Below are 18,765 nucleotides of genomic sequence, written 5' to 3'. Positions count from 1 at the left end.
CCTTGGTGCTGGAAGCTAAAACACCTACACTGGTTCTTTAACCACCACTTAAAAAATCACTTACCTTCCACCAGATATTACTACAAGCTTACTGCCCAATTAGTCCTTAAGAAACTTAATAAAAACTTTGCCCTGCCAATCTCTCGACACACCTACAACCATAAAATCAAAGCTCAAAAAAAATAAACCTTTGGGACTCACAACTACAACCTACTTCTCCACATTCTCAATAGTCACGGATGCGGGAGCGCCCCGAACGCTCTCACTTTTATGGCCCACCTTCGGTGTCAAAATTTTTGGGACCTGTTTATCAAGATGGCTGTCAACTGTCACCGTCTCATTTTGATTAGAGGTTTCAGCGTGATTCGCTTTGTGTGTGCTCGCTTCGCTTTTGACTTCGGTAATCTTTCCGGACGCACCAGTTTCAGCTTGAGACAGTTTCTTGGAAGAACCTGCATGCCCCTTGGCCTCAGTAGCGCTATTGGATACGTTATCTTGCGCCTTAACTTCAGCAGGTCTCAGGGGCAACGCCAATCCCCCCACAGCATCTTGAGATTCGCTGGACGACGGCACTTTAGTCACGGTCTGATCAGACGAGCTTTTAGTTAGCTGCCCAGCTTTATTATCCTTAAACTCAACACCTCCCATAATAGCTATTAGTAGAGAGGTGCAAGCCAATGCAATCATTACCGATTTGTAAAAAAACTCGAGCTTGCCATCAGAATGCAACATCCCCGTCGTTTTAAGTTTCTCATGGCTAACTACTAATTTGGCAAAGCTTTTAGCCATACCTCTAGGCTGGTACGGGCTTTCATCACCAATAGCTTTAGTGAGATTCAGTTCTGGAAGTGTGGCTAAGCCGAGCTGCTCAATTGCAATACCTTGCTTTACTGCACCAATCAACAGACGGTGATACCAATACCTATCCATGAAGTAGAAAAGATAAGTTCCGAGCACCCCAAATATCGGCACAATAACAGCAAATTGAATGACTACATTACCTGCATGAAGACCTATCTTCTTATCCAGCAAAAAGCCAAGCGAAGCGAATAGCGCTAGAATAATAGTGACGAACATTCCTCGAATACGCATTGCGATATCATTGAAATGAACCTGGACATTGATAACCGCTTTCCAGACCTCAATGATCTCCGATTCCCTGTCTCGTGACATATTAGCTCCTAACACCCTCAAATTTTTTAAAGTCGAAAATTTCCAGCAACCCCAAAAAACCTTCTTCTAGAGTATAGCGTGGAAAGACATCATCTCGCGCACTAATTCGCTGCTCTCTCTCAACTTCAGCTGACGTCCAATGGGTCACATCTTGAAGCAATCTATACTCTTCACGTCTATGAGCAACTCCATACTTGGCCCAAACGCTATCAATCCCGCAGTCATTGGCCATAGCGATGTCCTTCATCAAGCTATCTCCAACATAAACACATTCGTCTGCCGTCAATTTAAGATCCGAAACTATCCACTGCAACACATCGACATCCGGCTTTTTTGAGCCCTTTGGAGTGTAATGCTGCCGAGTCAATTTTAACTCGTAATTCTCTGCTGGATAACGCCTAATTTCTTCAATATTTTCGGGAACTATGTGATCTTCCGGGCAAAAAATATAATCAAAAACCCCATCTAAACCGAGGTGCCTTACTCTATAATTTGAGTAGAATGCCATAGACTCGGTATATCCGATTATTAAAACTCCGTTGTTTTTTAGTTCATTCAGCACCTCACTTACCCCAGGATATAGCACAAGGTACTCTTTTCTTTTTGCTCGGAAAGCATCAATAGCCTGAGAAAAAACTTCCAGTGCATTTCGGCCTGCAAGAAAGCGCTGAAGCGACGGCAGCTCTTCGATTAGAAATGAATACTCAGACGTCCCATGTCGCTGGTGTACAGTACGAATCTCCGGAAGCAATTGTTCTCGAGAAACACCGCTAATGGTTACTATCTCATCGAGCATTGCCGAAAAACAGCGAACCCAAAGCTCGACCCAATCAAAAAGCGTATTATCTAAATCAGTGATGAGTACTTTTTTGGTAATTCGCATATCAAACTCCAACCATTACACCAAGCGACAGGCCCCAAACCAATTTGCCGTCCAGGACCTGTCACTTATTACGATATCAAACTAGAGCCGCTCTGAAAATATACAATATTTTCTGGTTCACTCATAAACCAAGCGTAGCTTCCCCAAGCTACGCCTGTGATTGTTTTCTTGAACCCCGCCGCCTCTCTATCGGCGTAAGCGGTAACAAAAACCACCTGTGAACGATCGAACCCACCTTTGTCAGTTAGCTCAAATAGCGCATTCTGACGCCTAGGAGTGATCGCGCCATCGGTCGCAACTACCTCTACGAAGACTATGAGAGGATCTGCCGGACCAAGATCGACGAGAATTAGATCAGGTAGATCTTTAGCCGCAACAATATCTAGGCCAATCGCTGAAGCCAATTTTACATCTTGGTGGGCGACCTTGTTGCTAGACTCGCTTAGCCAAAGTACACCAGGCTGCTTCAAGAATTTTGAAGCAAATACCTCTACCACTGCTTTGGAAATAATCGAGCTCGGACCTGTCGATAGTGTGCGAGTATCACCATTTGGAAACTGAACTGCAACTCCGGATTTTCCAGTTGCCCCCATACGCAACAAAGACACTCGTGCTAAGGCGCTTGGTGTCAAATTCTTTGACTGCCAGGCGAAAATCGCTTGTTCAAGGGCTGCATCCGTCAATGCCGGATCGAAGAGATCAGCCAAATCTGAATTCAATGCATAGCGGGGCTTGCTAGATGTGGTAGGCACATCTGTCCTCTCGCTAACAGCACCGACTACGATGAGCCCTTCCCGGAGGGTCTCATCTCGTATGGGCTCGCGAGTATTATCCGCATACCAGCGGTTACCCTCCACACGATAGTTCTTTTTTAGCATATTGGAACGATATGCAATACGATCCTCATCAGAAGGCAACTTGGATTGCTCTTCAGTCATTCGATATACGTGGATCGGACCGAGAAAAACGTCAGTACCTTCAATAGCCCCAATATACAACATGGTAAAAATTGTTTTAGCCGACAGCTCACGGATACAGTAATTCCTCTGAGCCGTCCCCACTGGAAATATTGCTGGTAACCGTTCTGCCACTAACTCCCAGGTTGAGTACTTCGGAAGCATCATGCTTTCCTTAAATAAAATTTATCACAAGCCGCATCAATAGCTTCCTTAGAGGCTAATTCGGCAACCAATTTTTTTAATGGAGCTAAAGCTTTCGGAGATGGCAAGGGCAACGATTCTAGTTCGTACGCCGAAACCGCCACTGAGCCACTTACACACCGAAAAGCCGCATCTGCAGCTTTACTATTGAGAAATGCAGAAACCACTTCGGCACTGACGGGTGGGTTATCAATCAGTGGGCGGATCATATTAATATGATTCTCAATGACAACCCCACCGTATTTTTCAACAAACTCAGTCGGAAGGAGTGCTGCTATTAGCCTCCTAGCTTGTTCTTTGGCCGTTGTCCTTTGCAGTAAAACGCACGAGCGAGAAATGAGTAAACTTTCATTTCCTGCTTCATACGAAAAAAATGGCGCATGATTTTTTTTCTCGGCCCTGAAAACAAACCGTCCATCGGGAGTTATTGCTTCCGCCCATATCAGCGGATACCTATTCTTCCCCGGCGAAAATGCGAGTTGAGACTTATGCCTATTCCAAACTAATGGACCGGTGCTAACAGTGTATCCCCAGTCAGCTAATCGAGATGGCATTTTTGCCATTTTACCAACTATAGCCCCCTGAGACTGATTGCGAGGCATGATCCAAGGCATCGAACACTCTTCCGGAAGCGCCACGGTCGCAACGTTAGAAACAACAAGACCATCTGAGTCTAAAGAAATTTCAGAGACTAGTACTGAAGAAGAATTCTCACCTGCCTTATATATAGCGAGCGCTGTCTCTTGAAGTACGTCATCAAATACATTTTTGCGCGTCTCGACAAAGTCAATCATGACAAGTGGAGCATTGGCCCCCATCACTTTACGCAAGTTCTTAAAATACACGCCAGCTAAAAAAGATGTCGGCGTCACATAGGCGATAATTCCGCCAGGTTTAACATTCCTAAGTGCTAAGTCCGTGAACAATCCATACAAATTAGCATGACCATACAAAGAGCGCTTATAGAGCTCTCGAACACCAGAGTCTAATTTAACTTTACCGTATGGCGGATTACCAATCACAAGGTCAAATGACTCAAGATCTACCGATTTACGAAGAGAGTCACAAACAGTCACCAGCACCGGAAGGCGCTTTCCCGCCAATTTTGCGATAGGTAAAACTACAGCATCCAATGCGACTTGACTCAGCCATCCAGCGAAAGGATCTATTTCATAACCTTGCAAGCGGCTAGCTATATTATTTATGATTTTCTCGGGCTTGCTTTTTCCCAAGTCAGCAATAACTCTAGATGCGATAGGTGCCAAGAAAGCTCCGCCACCACATGCAGGATCAAGTACGCGAGATGTTTTCCAGTTTACGCCGGCTATTGTTACAAGCTCGATAAGACGCTCGGTGAGTGCGGGAGGAGTATAAAAAACCCCGTAATTCCCTCTATGTTCAGAGGGGAGCATAGCCGTGTAAATCAGCCCAATTTCATAGGCTGCGGTTTCAGTATCGAATCGTGAGGCGATTTCACCAATAGATATAGCAAGATCAATGGCGTGCGGGGGAAGCTCAACCATTTCAAATGCTTCGATGTGTTCCCGCAATTCAGCCATGGGCCCTGAAAAACCTGCCAGATTTCTCCACCAAGACTGCACCAACACGTGACCAAATGAACGTGCAACGATTAGCTGGCGCGACTCGGGAAAGCTGGCGACGAACTCCCGGGCCATCATTTTCGCGGTGCCTAGTGCCTGATTAGCCGTTTCTACCGCTTGGTGCGCCTCGAGCAATGCTGCCGAGACCTGCGCGCCTTTTGCCATGTTGCCTCCTATCTGTGGGGCTGAAGTCTACCCGATAGCAATCACAACGGGGGGCTTTAGCTTCCCAGCAGGACCAAAAGCGCTGATCAACCTGACAAAAGCCGACACCGCCTATGCCCCCGGTGCGACAAACCCGATACACTGTACAAATATACAGCAACCCATAGGCTCTGTCTGCTCCTTTAGGATCGTCAACGCGAGGACACTGGGGAGAATAGGGTGTAGAGAAATTGGCCTGGAATCGTAGCAGGGAGGTGAGACTCGTAAGATAATTCGTATCTAAATCAGCTAGCTGACCGCAAAATAGTAACTCTGCTCTATATCGCGCACCTCCTCATATGTAATTTTCCCTAGCCAGAGTTAAGGGGAAATTAGCGTAACAAATATCTTAAAGCCTTCCTGGTACTCCAGGAGGTATCCCAAAAACAAAACCAACGAGACTTAACAATTGAATTCAGCTGCTTATGCAGCTAGTTCAACCTCCCCCGGCCCACCAAATCCGAAGAAGAAGACGCCCTAGGGCGTCTTTTTTTGTGCCTGGGATTCAGTGCCTCAACGGCAGCACGCCGTCACCTTTCCCCGTCCTCCTTCATCGCCTCCAGCTTGGCGAACTGCTCGCTGGCCAGCCGACTGATGATTCGGATCGCCTGATGAATGCCCGCTGTGTTGCGGAAGCTCAGTTGCGGGTTGTGCTCGCATTCCAGCACCTCGTCATGCTGGACCAGCACCTCGCCTAGCAGCTCGAGAGTCCAGACGTAGCTCTGGATTGAGGACAGGCGTTCACGGTCAGTCATGGGACACCTCCTGCTTGGCGCGTTCGGCGAGGGATTGGCTGTCGATCGGGTAAAACGTTGGGGATAGGGTGGCCGCAGCGGTTGGGCGGCGGAGAGCGAATGCGAGGATCCTGCTCAGAATGCGAATAAGCATGCATGAGACTCCAAGTTTGCGATTTGGAGCTACCACGATCCTTCCTACGGGATTGGGTGGCAGCTGTGCATGGGGTAGGAATACCGGGAAACTTGGAACCCGGCCAGGCCGAAGCCTGCCCACACACAGCCGCCATGACATCGCAGCGGGCGCAAAAAAGGCGCCAGCCGTTGCAATGGGGCGCCTAGTGCGTGCGCCAAGTTTACCAGCAGGTTCCTACACCTGGTCGCGGATTTTGCTGCGACTTGGGGACTGTAGCCTTAGGCAGGATTGATTCGCAACAGCTAACGCGGAAGGAAATTTCCTAAAAACGAGAAAGCAAAAACCGCCATAACACTTCACTTCAGAACTCGACCTAAGGCGTCGTTCTTGTGCCTGCGCCGTTTTACCAGCTCAACGCCTCGCTTCGATGAGATGACGCGTCGAATGCGCGACAAAAGGCTTGCCCTGCCGCATCTGGCTATCCAGGGCCAGCAACTCAGCGCGGTACTTGTCCACAGAGAAGCCCGGCACCCACCATACGCATTTGCGAAGAATCCATACGACTGCGCCTACATCATGGAACAACATGCGACAGCGGGCTGTCCGCAGGTCAGTCACCGTCAGCCCGGCTGCCTGCGCTGCTGCCATCTCATCCCGCGGCTCGCGCATTTTCCGTTCACGTGGCAATGGTCCCAGGAAATGCTCGATCAGCTCGAAAGCCGAGGCTGGGCCTACGTGCTGGGCGAAGTAATGACCACCAGGTCGGAGGACGCGATGGATCTCGTGCCAGTCGGGATTCACCGGGTGGCGTGAGGTGACCAGCTCGAACGAGGCGTCGGCGAATGGGAGCGCTGTGCCGGGGGCTACCTCAATGACTTCAACGCCGCGTGGCCCCAGGCGCTCTTGCGCCTTCCGGGCGTTGGGTGGCCAGGTTTCAGTTGCGCACATGAGGGGCGGGAAGCGTGGAGCCTCACCTAGCACCTCCCCGCCGCCGGTATCGAGATCCAGCGCGGCGCGTACGCCGTCCAGACGCTGTGCAAGGAGCTGGGCGTAGCCCCAAGGTGGACGCTGCTCAGAGGCGCGCCCTGCCAGCCAGTCGAAGCCCCAGCCGGTTACATCTGCTGCGTTGGCTTCGGCTAGCAGGTCGTCAAAGGAGTTCATTTGAGAGTCCAGGGTAACGTTTGCATGGGGGGCAGTATAAATCGTGTGGGTGCGGGCTTGCGCGGCTGTAGGCCTCAGGGCGCCGCTTACGCGGCGCATCGCCGGCAAGCCGGCTCCCACACCGACCGCGCAGTAGCTGTGAGAACTGGCTTGCTGTCGATATGGCCTGGCGTATCGCCGGCTGCGCAGTACCTGGGGGTACCGGATTGCTGTTGATATGACCTGGCCGATTTTCCAGGCACAAAGACAAAACCCCTACCTGCTCGCGCAGATAGGGGTTTTGCGAAATGAATCTTGACGATGACCTACTCTCACATGGGGAAACCCCACACTACCATCGGCGATGCATCGTTTCACTGCTGAGTTCGGGATGGGATCAGGTGGTTCCAATGCTCTATGGTCGTCAAGAAATTCGGTTGCCAGTACGTCCTTGCAGACATGCCAGCCAATTCGGATATGCGATATTTGTGGTCTTACGAATCTTCGGTTGCTTCGTCTTCACCACCACAATTCGGCTTACGCGCAAATTGCTTGGGTGTTATATGGTCAAGCCTCACGGGCAATTAGTATTGGTTAGCTCAACGCCTCACAGCGCTTACACACCCAACCTATCAACGTCGTAGTCTTCGACGGCCCTTCAGGGAGCTCAAGGCTCCAGTGAGATCTCATCTTGAGGCAAGTTTCCCGCTTAGATGCTTTCAGCGGTTATCTCTTCCGAACATAGCTACCCGGCAATGCCACTGGCGTGACAACCGGAACACCAGAGGTTCGTCCACTCCGGTCCTCTCGTACTAGGAGCAGCCCCTCTCAAATCTCAAACGTCCACGGCAGATAGGGACCGAACTGTCTCACGACGTTCTAAACCCAGCTCGCGTACCACTTTAAATGGCGAACAGCCATACCCTTGGGACCGGCTTCAGCCCCAGGATGTGATGAGCCGACATCGAGGTGCCAAACACCGCCGTCGATATGAACTCTTGGGCGGTATCAGCCTGTTATCCCCGGAGTACCTTTTATCCGTTGAGCGATGGCCCTTCCATACAGAACCACCGGATCACTAAGACCTACTTTCGTACCTGCTCGACGTGTGTGTCTCGCAGTCAAGCGCGCTTTTGCCTTTATACTCTACGACCGATTTCCGACCGGTCTGAGCGCACCTTCGTACTCCTCCGTTACTCTTTGGGAGGAGACCGCCCCAGTCAAACTACCCACCATACACTGTCCTCGATCCGGATAACGGACCTGAGTTAGAACCTCAAGGTTGCCAGGGTGGTATTTCAAGGATGGCTCCATGAGAACTGGCGTCCCCACTTCAAAGCCTCCCACCTATCCTACACAAGCAAGCTCAAAGTCCAGTGCAAAGCTATAGTAAAGGTTCACGGGGTCTTTCCGTCTAGCCGCGGATACACTGCATCTTCACAGCGATTTCAATTTCACTGAGTCTCGGGTGGAGACAGCGCCGCCATCGTTACGCCATTCGTGCAGGTCGGAACTTACCCGACAAGGAATTTCGCTACCTTAGGACCGTTATAGTTACGGCCGCCGTTTACCGGGGCTTCGATCAAGAGCTTCGCTTGCGCTAACCCCATCAATTAACCTTCCGGCACCGGGCAGGCGTCACACCCTATACGTCCACTTTCGTGTTTGCAGAGTGCTGTGTTTTTAATAAACAGTCGCAGCGGCCTGGTATCTTCGACCGGCGTGGGCTTACGCAGCAAGTGCTTCACCCTCACCGGCGCACCTTCTCCCGAAGTTACGGTGCCATTTTGCCTAGTTCCTTCACCCGAGTTCTCTCAAGCGCCTTGGTATTCTCTACCTAACCACCTGTGTCGGTTTGGGGTACGGTTCCCAGTTATCTGAAGCTTAGGAGCTTTTCTTGGAAGCATGGCATCAACCACTTCGCGCTCTAAAGAGCACTCGTCATCAGCTCTCGGCCTTAAGATCCCGGATTTGCCTAAGATCTCAGCCTACCACCTTAAACTTGGACAACCAACGCCAAGCTGGCCTAGCCTTCTCCGTCCCTCCATCGCAATAACTGGAAGTACAGGAATATTAACCTGTTTTCCATCGACTACGCTTTTCAGCCTCGCCTTAGGGACCGACTAACCCTGCGTCGATTAACGTTGCGCAGGAAACCTTGGTCTTTCGGCGTGCGAGTTTTTCACTCGCATTGTCGTTACTCATGTCAGCATTCGCACTTCTGATACCTCCAGCAAGCTTCTCAACTCACCTTCACAGGCTTACAGAACGCTCCTCTACCGCATCACCAAAGGTGATACCCGTAGCTTCGGTGCATGGTTTGAGCCCCGTTACATCTTCCGCGCAGGCCGACTCGACTAGTGAGCTATTACGCTTTCTTTAAAGGGTGGCTGCTTCTAAGCCAACCTCCTAGCTGTCTAAGCCTTCCCACATCGTTTCCCACTTAACCATGACTTTGGGACCTTAGCTGACGGTCTGGGTTGTTTCCCTTTTCACGACGGACGTTAGCACCCGCCGTGTGTCTCCCATGCTCGGCACTTGTAGGTATTCGGAGTTTGCATCGGTTTGGTAAGTCGGGATGACCCCCTAGCCGAAACAGTGCTCTACCCCCTACAGTGATACATGAGGCGCTACCTAAATAGCTTTCGAGGAGAACCAGCTATCTCCGAGCTTGATTAGCCTTTCACTCCGATCCACAGGTCATCCGCTAACTTTTCAACGGTAGTCGGTTCGGTCCTCCAGTCAGTGTTACCTAACCTTCAACCTGCCCATGGATAGATCGCCCGGTTTCGGGTCTATACCCAGCGACTAAAGCGCCCTATTAAGACTCGCTTTCGCTACGCCTCCCCTATTCGGTTAAGCTCGCCACTGAATATAAGTCGCTGACCCATTATACAAAAGGTACGCAGTCACCTAACAAAGTAGGCTCCCACTGCTTGTACGCATACGGTTTCAGGTTCTATTTCACTCCCCTCTCCGGGGTTCTTTTCGCCTTTCCCTCACGGTACTGGTTCACTATCGGTCAGTCAGTAGTATTTAGCCTTGGAGGATGGTCCCCCCATGTTCAGACAAAGTTTCTCGTGCTCCGTCCTACTCGATTTCACTGGCAAGAGATTTTCGTGTACGGGGCTATCACCCACTATGGCCGCACTTTCCAGAGCGTTCCACTAATCTCAAACCAGCTTAAGGGCTGGTCCCCGTTCGCTCGCCACTACTAAGGGAATCTCGGTTGATTTCTTTTCCTCAGGGTACTTAGATGTTTCAGTTCCCCTGGTTCGCCTCTTGCACCTATGTATTCAGTACAAGATACTCAGCTTATGCTGAGTGGGTTCCCCCATTCAGAGATCTCTGGATCACAGTCTGTTTGCCGACTCCCCAAAGCTTATCGCAGGCTACCACGTCTTTCATCGCCTCTGACTGCCAAGGCATCCACCGTATGCGCTTCTTCACTTGACCATATAACCCCAAGCAATCTGGTTATACTGTGAAGACGACATTCGCCGAAAATTCGTACGTCGCGCTTTCGCGCAGAACTCACAAATTTTACCTTAGCCTGATCCACCAGCAGTGAAACTGGTGTTCAGTCTATTTCTATCACATATCCGAATTTTTAAAGAACGATCTGACAAAAGTCAGAAATCAACATTCATCACCGAATGTTCATTTCTAAGTTCTGAGCAGTGCTGCGAAACCTGAAAGAGTGGTGGAGCCAAGCGGGATCGAACCGCTGACCTCCTGCGTGCAAGGCAGGCGCTCTCCCAGCTGAGCTATGGCCCCATTGACCAGCCGCACCAAGTAATTGGTAGGTCTGGGCAGATTTGAACTGCCGACCTCACCCTTATCAGGGGTGCGCTCTAACCAACTGAGCTACAGACCTATAACAGGGTCGCGTTACAGCATCGTCTTTACACAATGAATCAAGCAATTCGTGTGGGAGCTCATCAGCAGGCTGATGTCTTCGATTAAGGAGGTGATCCAGCCGCAGGTTCCCCTACGGCTACCTTGTTACGACTTCACCCCAGTCATGAATCACACCGTGGTAACCGTCCTCCCGAAGGTTAGACTAGCTACTTCTGGTGCAACCCACTCCCATGGTGTGACGGGCGGTGTGTACAAGGCCCGGGAACGTATTCACCGCAACATTCTGATTTGCGATTACTAGCGATTCCGACTTCACGCAGTCGAGTTGCAGACTGCGATCCGGACTACGATCGGTTTTGTGAGATTAGCTCCACCTCGCGGCTTGGCAACCCTCTGTACCGACCATTGTAGCACGTGTGTAGCCCAGGCCGTAAGGGCCATGATGACTTGACGTCATCCCCACCTTCCTCCGGTTTGTCACCGGCAGTCTCCTTAGAGTGCCCACCATAACGTGCTGGTAACTAAGGACAAGGGTTGCGCTCGTTACGGGACTTAACCCAACATCTCACGACACGAGCTGACGACAGCCATGCAGCACCTGTGTCAGAGTTCCCGAAGGCACCAATCCATCTCTGGAAAGTTCTCTGCATGTCAAGGCCTGGTAAGGTTCTTCGCGTTGCTTCGAATTAAACCACATGCTCCACCGCTTGTGCGGGCCCCCGTCAATTCATTTGAGTTTTAACCTTGCGGCCGTACTCCCCAGGCGGTCAACTTAATGCGTTAGCTGCGCCACTAAAATCTCAAGGATTCCAACGGCTAGTTGACATCGTTTACGGCGTGGACTACCAGGGTATCTAATCCTGTTTGCTCCCCACGCTTTCGCACCTCAGTGTCAGTATCAGTCCAGGTGGTCGCCTTCGCCACTGGTGTTCCTTCCTATATCTACGCATTTCACCGCTACACAGGAAATTCCACCACCCTCTACCATACTCTAGCTCGCCAGTTTTGGATGCAGTTCCCAGGTTGAGCCCGGGGCTTTCACATCCAACTTAACGAACCACCTACGCGCGCTTTACGCCCAGTAATTCCGATTAACGCTTGCACCCTCTGTATTACCGCGGCTGCTGGCACAGAGTTAGCCGGTGCTTATTCTGTCGGTAACGTCAAAATTGCACGGTATTAACGTACAACCCTTCCTCCCAACTTAAAGTGCTTTACAATCCGAAGACCTTCTTCACACACGCGGCATGGCTGGATCAGGCTTTCGCCCATTGTCCAATATTCCCCACTGCTGCCTCCCGTAGGAGTCTGGACCGTGTCTCAGTTCCAGTGTGACTGATCATCCTCTCAGACCAGTTACGGATCGTCGCCTAGGTGAGCCATTACCTCACCTACTAGCTAATCCGACCTAGGCTCATCTGATAGCGCAAGGCCCGAAGGTCCCCTGCTTTCTCCCGTAGGACGTATGCGGTATTAGCGTTCCTTTCGAAACGTTGTCCCCCACTACCAGGCAGATTCCTAGGCATTACTCACCCGTCCGCCGCTGAATCAAGGAGCAAGCTCCCGTCATCCGCTCGACTTGCATGTGTTAGGCCTGCCGCCAGCGTTCAATCTGAGCCATGATCAAACTCTTCAGTTCAATACTGCTTGGGTTTTTAAGAAACCCTAAACTTGGCTCAGCAATCTCAAATGACTATGTGATTTCTCGCATGGCCACTTGTGATGCTGATAATCTTGGCGACTATCAGTCCGTACTCACAAGCACCCACACGAATTGCTTGATTCAATTTGTTAAAGAGCGGTTGGTTAAGAATCTTTCGTCTCAACCGAGGCGCGCATTCTACGCTTTCCTCATTTGCTGTCAAGCGTTTATTTCGAAGTATTTTGCGAGAAACCCGTTCAACTTCAAACACTTGACTCGCTGCGATCTCTCGTAGCGGGAGGCGAATCATACAGCGTTACAACCTGCTGTCAACTGCCTTTTTCACCGCTGCCGATCTGACGACCGAAGCACCCCCGCAACCATCTTGATCGATCAACTCATTGATATTCAAGGAGTTTTTCGTTCCGATGTCGCTGGAAGTGGGGCGCATTATAAGGGGATCTGAAACCCCGTCAACCGTTAATTTCATATATTTGCAATGTCCGCTTCAGGCTGATGAAGAGCCTGCCCGATCGGCAAGGGCTTGTTCAGCAGTACCCCCACCAGCAGCGCAAAGATCAGCGCCGCGACACCGGCACTGCACAGCACCGCCTCGAAGCCGCCGATAAGCGCCTGGCGCGCCAGTGGTGCCGCCACCTCTCTCAGCCTTGGGTCGAGCAACGCCAACGCGGCCTGCAGATCCCCCGCAGCCACCCGCGTGGCCATCTCCCCCGCCGCACCCAACGCCTCGGGTGCCTGGATCGCCAGGGCATCGCGCAGCAGTTGCCCACTGCGCGCCGCGAGGATGCCGCCGAGAATGCCTATGGCAAGGACGATGGCCCCAAAGCGCGTGGTGGTGCTCAGCCCCGAAGCCATACCGGTACGCTCACGCGGCACGCAGGCCATGATGTTCTTCTGCGTATCACCATTGAGCAGCCCGGCTCCGGCACCCAGCACCACACTGGCCAGGGCGAACGCGGCATAGCCACCCTGGCCGGTGGCCCAGGCGCAGGCCAGGTTGCCCACCCCGACCAGGAACAACCCCAATGCGAATCCCTGGGCCGGCGACAGCCGAGCAGCCATGCGCATGCCCAGCCGAGGCGTAAGCAGCATGGCCACGGCGAACGGCAGCATGCCCGCACCCGCGGCCAAGGCCGAGAGCTGCAAACCGCCCTGCAGATACAACGGCAGCAAAGTCATCATCACCTGCGCACAGGCGGCATAGGCGAACATCCCCAGCAAGGCACCGATGAAGCGCCCGCTGCGCATCAAGCCGAGGTCGACCATCGGACGCTCCTGGCTACGCTCGATCATCACGAACAAACCAAGCAGAAACACAGCGATCAGCAGACGCCCCAAAGTGGGGGCGCTATCCCAACCGACCCGATTGGCATCGATCAGAGCCCAGATCAGGTAACCCAGGCCACCGGCGAAAGTCAGGCTGCCCAGTGGATCGAACCGCGCTGCCGAACCGTCGCGGGACTCCTCGATACTGCGTACGACCATGAACGCCAGCACGATCACCAGCGGCAGGTTGATATAGAAGATCCAGCGCCAGCCCAAGGTACTGGCGATCAGCCCACCGAGCAGCGGCGCGAAGGTGATGGTCGCACCCATGCAGGCGCCCCAGAAGGCCCAGGCCCGCATGCGTTCCTGCGGCGCATGGAAGCGGTGGCCGATGGCGGCCAGCGCGGCAGTCAGCAACAACGCGGCACCGATGCCTTTGGCTGCGCGGGCCAGCTCAAGGAACAACAGGCTCGGCGCGGCGCCGCACGCCAGCGAGGCAGCGCCGAACAGCGCCAGGCCGAGCAGCAGCATGCGCCGCCTGCCGAAGCGGTCGGCCAGGCTGCCAGCGGGTAGCAGGCAGGCAGCGAACGCCAGCAAGTACGCACTGACCACCCATTCGATGTCGCTGAACGATCCGGACAGATCGCGGGCAATGCTGGGCAGGCTGACCGCGACGATGTTGGTGTCGAGGATGATCACGGCGCACACCGCCGAGGCGGTGAACAGGGTGAAGCGTGGTGAGGCGGCTGCAGGCATGGCAAGGCTCCGTTACAGAGAGCAGGCAGGTCGTCGCCGCTTTACCGCCACGACGCCAGCCTTGTAGTGTTGCCTCAACCATAACGCCGCCGGGCGCCTGGCTTGTTAGCCAGCACGTCCCGCGTCATTAGCGCCTGGCTAACGAGGCCCCATGGAGATACGTCACTTCCGCTACTTCCTTGCCGTGGCCCGCCACGGCCACTTCACCCGTGCAGCCGAGCAACTGGGCATCGCTCCACCGACTCTGAGCCGGCAGATCCAGGACATGGAGCGTGAGCTGGGCGTGCGGCTGTTCGAACGCAGCCAGCGCGAGGTAAGCCTCACCGCCGCCGGCCAGGCCTTGCTCACCGAGGCCGAACAGGCGGTGCAGCAGTTCGACGCCGCACAGTTGGGTGCGCAGCGTGCCGGTCGCGGCGACAGTGGGCGGATCGAACTCGGCTACGTTGCCTCGGCGGCTTACTCCGGCACCCTGCAGCAACAGGTCAGTCGGTTTGTCCAGGCCTATCCCAGCGTACAACTGAACATTCGCGAAGTGCCCATGCTCGAGCTCCCCTCTCTTGTCGACGAGGGCCAACTCGACCTCGCCTACTTGCGCTCGCCGATGGAGCTGCCGCAGACCCTGAATGCCATCGCCCTGCATCAGGAAGGTTTCGTCCTGGCACTGCCGGCCAACTCGCGCCTCAACGAACTGAAGACCATCCCGGCCTCACGCCTGGCCGACGAAACCTTCATCTTGCCCGAGCAGATCTCCGGCACACTGGCAATCGCCAGCCAGGGCAGTTTCACCCCGCGCCTGGGGCCGCAACCGGGCAGCCTGGTGGCGGTGCTCACCCTGGTGTCACTGGGCCAGGGCGTGGCCGTGGTACCGGCGTCGGTGGTCCAGCGCATCAGCCTGCCGCAGGTCAACTACCGGCCCATCGCCGACGCCCAGGCAAGTTCATGGCTGAGCCTGGTGCATCGCCGCTTCGAAAAGTCGCCTGCAGTGCTGCGCTATATAGAAGGAGTGCGCCAAGGTGCCGAATGATCACCTACGTACCTGTTGCCGGGCGCTAATGTTGTTCGCCTGCCTGGCCTTGCCCGCGTGGGCCGGCGACGCCATGCAGACCATGAAGCTGGGCAAGGCAGAGCCCTACCCTTTCTTCACCTATGCCAATGCCCGGCTCGACATGCTCCCGCCGGTCAAACGCGCGGTGATCGTGTTGCATGGCATACACCGTGATGCCGACCACTATTACCGCAGCGGCCTGATCCTGCTCGGCAATGCGGGACTCACCCGGGACGACACGCTGCTGCTGGCCCCCCGCTTCTTCACCGAAGACGATCCCCAGGCAACGCCCACTCCGCCCTTATGGGTGAAAAGCCAATGGCTGCAGGGCCACGAGTCCGGGGCCGGACACACCGGTGTCTCAGCATTTGCCGTGCTCGACGACCTTCTCGCCTACCTTGCCGATCGTCATCGATTTCCACACCTTCAAGACATCACCTTGATCGGCCATTCCGCCGGCGGCCAACTGTTGCAGCGCTACACGCTGCTCGGCACGGGCGACCAGGCGCTGCGCACCCTTGGCATCCATGTGCGCTACATCGTCGCCAGCCCCTCCACCTACCTGTACCTGGATGCCAACCGCCCGCTTGGCGAAGGCTTCGCCCCTTTACCTGCCGCGCAGTGCGCCGACTACGACCGTTACCGCTATGGCCTGCCGGGCGCACCAGGCTACTTCGCCACACAACATCTGGATGCCCGCCAGGTGCTCGACCGCTACGCCGCACGCGACGTGACCTACTTGGTCGGTGAACTCGACCACCACCGGCACAGCCGGGTCATGGATCGCAGCTGTGCGGCCCAGGCCCAGGGCCGTGACCGGGTCGAGCGGCAACTCAACTACCTGCGCTACGAGGCTTTTCTGGCCCAGCGCTGGTCGATTGCGCTCGCACATTGTCAATACGTACTGCAGGGTATCGGCCATGACCCCGCCCGCCTGCTGACCGATCCAGGCGTTGCCCAGCTGCTGTTTCCCGGCCACTGACATTCCACCACGCCGCGCAGTACACTCGGGCCCTCCCCCTTTCGGAGACGTCCAAGGTGCATCACGCAGGAAGCGATGAACATCCACCGGCACGTGCCCGATCTGGCGCGGTCATCTGGCTCACCGGCCTCTCGGGCGCGGGCAAGTCGACACTGGCCCAGGCCCTGGCCCGACAGCTCGATGAGCTGGGACATGGCTGCTACGTGCTCGATGGTGATGTATTACGCACAGGGCTGAATGCCGACTTGGGTTTCTCGCCCGAGGATCGCCACGAAAACATCCGCCGCACAGCCGAGGTGGCGGCGCTGTTCGCCGATGCCGGGCTGATCTGCATCGCCGCGTTGATCTCGCCCTATCGCGCCGGACGCGCCGCCGCACGCCAGGCCTGCAAGGCGGGCTTCCACGAAGTACACATCAAGGCTGACCTGGCCACCTGCGAGGCCCGCGACCCCAAGGGCCTGTACCGCCGTGCCCGAGCCGGAGAGCTGCCGGCCTTCACCGGGATCGATGCGCCCTACGAAGTGCCGGAGCGCCCGGAGCTGGTGGTGGAGACTGCGCAAGTGCCGTTGCCGATGGCCACGGCGCAACTGCTGGAGTACGTACTGCAGCGAGTGCTGCACCAACCACAGTAGGCGCGGGCTGGCCCTACGCCTACTGGTTGCGCTCAACTGCCCGGGGCTATATCGCCACGCTGCCAGCGCGCCTCGTTGTTGCCCAGGGCCTGGGCAATGTCGGCGAGTTCGCCGGACGGCAGGGTCTGCGGCAGCGGGTCGAGCCCGGCGCTGGCGAACACCTGGCCATAGCTGTTGCGCAGCTCGGCATAGGCCAGGTCGCGGCGCAGGTCGGCCTGCAGCGCATTCAGTTCCCCCTGGATCAGCTCCAGCTCGCCAATGCCCTGCGCCTGGTGGCGATTGCGCAGTTGCTCGACGATCTGCTGGTCGAGGGCGACCAATTGTTGGCTGGTGGCGAACTGGCGACGAGCTTCGTTGTAGTTGGCGTTGGCCACGTAGAGCTGGGCCAGGATAGCCATCGACATCGCCTGGCGGCGCGCCTCGACCACCTGCTCGCCGGCCTTGGCCACATCGATCGACGCCGGCCCCGACAGCACGTTGAACAGGTTCCAGGTGACCTTGACGCCATAGTCGGCCCAGTGCTGGTTGGTCAGGAAGCTGTTGCTGTCGTAGTGCCCGCCCGCCGAGAATTCCAGCCCCGGCAGCATGCGCAGCATCGACTTGCGCACCTCGGCGGCGCTGATGCGGGCCTGATAGTCCTGCTCGCGCAATTCGGGGCGCGTGGCCAGGGCCTGCTGCTCCAGCGCTTCGAGGCCTACCTTGAGCTCCGGCACGCTGTAGTCGTCGGTGGCGGCGAGGGTCAGCTCGCTACCCGGCGGCAGGTTGATCAGCGCCCCCAGTTCGGTCTTGGCCAGCGACAGCGCGCGGCGCTGCTCTTCCAGCTGGCGGGTGGCCTCGATCAACGAGCGCTGGTAGTTGAGCGCCTGGATCGGGTCGCCGATGCGCTGGTCACCCATGCGCTGGCTGTTGTCCCGGGCCTGCTCGACCCGCACCATCAGCGCGTCGATCTGCTTGAGCAGGCGCTCGGCGGCGACCGCTCGCCAGTAGGCCGAGCGCACGTCCTGGATGATGGTCTGCACCACCTTGCGCCGGCGTTCCTGGACGATCAGGCGCTGATCGCCCTGTTGCTTGGCGCTGACATAGCTGACACCGAAGTCGAGCACGTTCCACACCATGGTCAGGTCGGCCACGTCGCGGTCGCGGTCCTGGGAGGTCGATGGCTCCAGGGACTGGGTATTGGTCAGCACGCTCTGGCTGCTCGAAGCACTGACATTGCTGCGCCCGGCGTAACCGGCCGACAGGGCCATGCGCGGCAGCATGTCGAAGGTGGCCAGGTCGACCTGGCGCTGGGCCAGGGCCTCTTCCATGATCTTGAGGCGTGCCTCCAGGTTGTACTTGACCGCACGGGCCATGGCCTGGTGCAGGGTCAGCGGCCCGTGCAAGGCCTCCTGGCCCTTGAACATGCTGGCAAGGTCGGCCCGCGCCCGCTGCTCGCTGACGCTGCGGTCGATGGGTTGGGTCTTGACCGCGCACCCCGTCACCGCCAGTGCCAGTACGCTTACCGCAAAAATCCTCGATGCTCTGCTCAT

The 18,765-nt window shown here is 55.4% G+C and carries 11 protein-coding genes, 2 tRNA genes and 3 rRNA genes; 3 read left to right on the top strand and 13 right to left on the bottom strand.

What is annotated here, in order from left to right:
- Positions 1-210: 210 nt before the first annotated feature.
- The 12 genes from KSS90_RS03475 to KSS90_RS03420 form a co-directional block, all read right to left on the bottom strand.
- A complete protein-coding gene (locus KSS90_RS03475; protein WP_217868203.1) occupies positions 211-1,173 on the bottom strand; it encodes a hypothetical protein in 963 nt (320 codons plus the stop codon).
- 1 nt (position 1,174) lies between these two features.
- Complete coding sequence (locus tag KSS90_RS03470) at positions 1,175-2,056, bottom strand: HAD family hydrolase (protein WP_217868202.1); 882 nt, start codon at positions 2,054-2,056, stop codon at positions 1,175-1,177.
- Between the two features lie 68 nt (positions 2,057-2,124).
- Positions 2,125-3,177, bottom strand: a complete 1,053-nt coding sequence (locus KSS90_RS03465) for a BsuBI/PstI family type II restriction endonuclease (RefSeq protein ID WP_217868201.1) — start codon at positions 3,175-3,177, stop codon at positions 2,125-2,127.
- Positions 3,177-4,982 (bottom strand): HsdM family class I SAM-dependent methyltransferase, encoded by a 1,806-nt coding sequence (locus tag KSS90_RS03460; protein WP_217868200.1) that lies wholly within the window; start codon positions 4,980-4,982, stop codon positions 3,177-3,179. The genes KSS90_RS03465 and KSS90_RS03460 overlap by 1 nt, the downstream gene beginning before the upstream one ends.
- Positions 4,983-5,551: 569 nt before the next feature.
- Entirely contained in the window at positions 5,552-5,776 is a 225-nt protein-coding gene (locus KSS90_RS03455; RefSeq protein ID WP_217868199.1) for a hypothetical protein, read from the bottom strand.
- Between the two features lie 526 nt (positions 5,777-6,302).
- Entirely contained in the window at positions 6,303-7,052 is a 750-nt protein-coding gene (locus KSS90_RS03450) for a class I SAM-dependent methyltransferase (RefSeq protein WP_217868198.1), read from the bottom strand.
- 292 nt (positions 7,053-7,344) lie between these two features.
- Positions 7,345-7,460 (bottom strand): 5S ribosomal RNA (gene rrf / locus KSS90_RS03445).
- Between the two features lie 134 nt (positions 7,461-7,594).
- Positions 7,595-10,487 (bottom strand): 23S ribosomal RNA (locus KSS90_RS03440).
- A gap of 245 nt (positions 10,488-10,732) precedes the next feature.
- A tRNA-Ala gene (locus KSS90_RS03435) sits at positions 10,733-10,808 on the bottom strand.
- A gap of 23 nt (positions 10,809-10,831) precedes the next feature.
- A tRNA-Ile gene (locus KSS90_RS03430) sits at positions 10,832-10,908 on the bottom strand.
- An 86-nt stretch (positions 10,909-10,994) separates the two neighbouring features.
- A 16S ribosomal RNA gene (locus tag KSS90_RS03425) occupies positions 10,995-12,531 on the bottom strand.
- The 16S, 23S and 5S rRNA genes sit together here with 2 tRNA genes alongside, the layout of an rRNA operon.
- 489 nt (positions 12,532-13,020) lie before the next feature.
- A complete protein-coding gene (locus KSS90_RS03420; protein WP_217868197.1) occupies positions 13,021-14,577 on the bottom strand; it encodes an MFS transporter in 1,557 nt (518 codons plus the stop codon).
- A 151-nt stretch (positions 14,578-14,728) separates the two neighbouring features.
- Between KSS90_RS03420 and KSS90_RS03415 the strand changes: the two genes are divergently transcribed.
- From KSS90_RS03415 to cysC, 3 genes are read left to right on the top strand one after another with little or no spacing between them, the layout of a single operon-like run.
- Positions 14,729-15,601 (top strand): LysR family transcriptional regulator, encoded by an 873-nt coding sequence (locus KSS90_RS03415; protein ID WP_217868196.1) that lies wholly within the window; start codon positions 14,729-14,731, stop codon positions 15,599-15,601.
- A complete protein-coding gene (locus KSS90_RS03410; RefSeq protein WP_225933128.1) occupies positions 15,591-16,604 on the top strand; it encodes a hypothetical protein in 1,014 nt (337 codons plus the stop codon). Before KSS90_RS03415 ends, KSS90_RS03410 begins: the two co-directional genes overlap by 11 nt.
- 56 nt (positions 16,605-16,660) lie before the next feature.
- Positions 16,661-17,236 (top strand): adenylyl-sulfate kinase, encoded by a 576-nt coding sequence (cysC, locus tag KSS90_RS03405; protein WP_217868195.1) that lies wholly within the window; start codon positions 16,661-16,663, stop codon positions 17,234-17,236.
- A 32-nt stretch (positions 17,237-17,268) separates the two neighbouring features.
- Here cysC and KSS90_RS03400 read toward each other — a convergent pair whose 3' ends face one another.
- On the bottom strand, positions 17,269-18,765 hold the full coding sequence (locus KSS90_RS03400) for a TolC family protein (protein ID WP_038707307.1): 1,497 nt from the start codon (positions 18,763-18,765) through the stop codon (positions 17,269-17,271).

This window comes from Pseudomonas maumuensis (assembly GCF_019139675.1).
Taxonomy (GTDB): Bacteria; Pseudomonadota; Gammaproteobacteria; order Pseudomonadales; family Pseudomonadaceae; genus Aquipseudomonas; species Aquipseudomonas maumuensis.
Note: the sequence above shows the minus strand (reverse complement) of the source record. Positions and strands in the feature narration are given on the sequence as shown.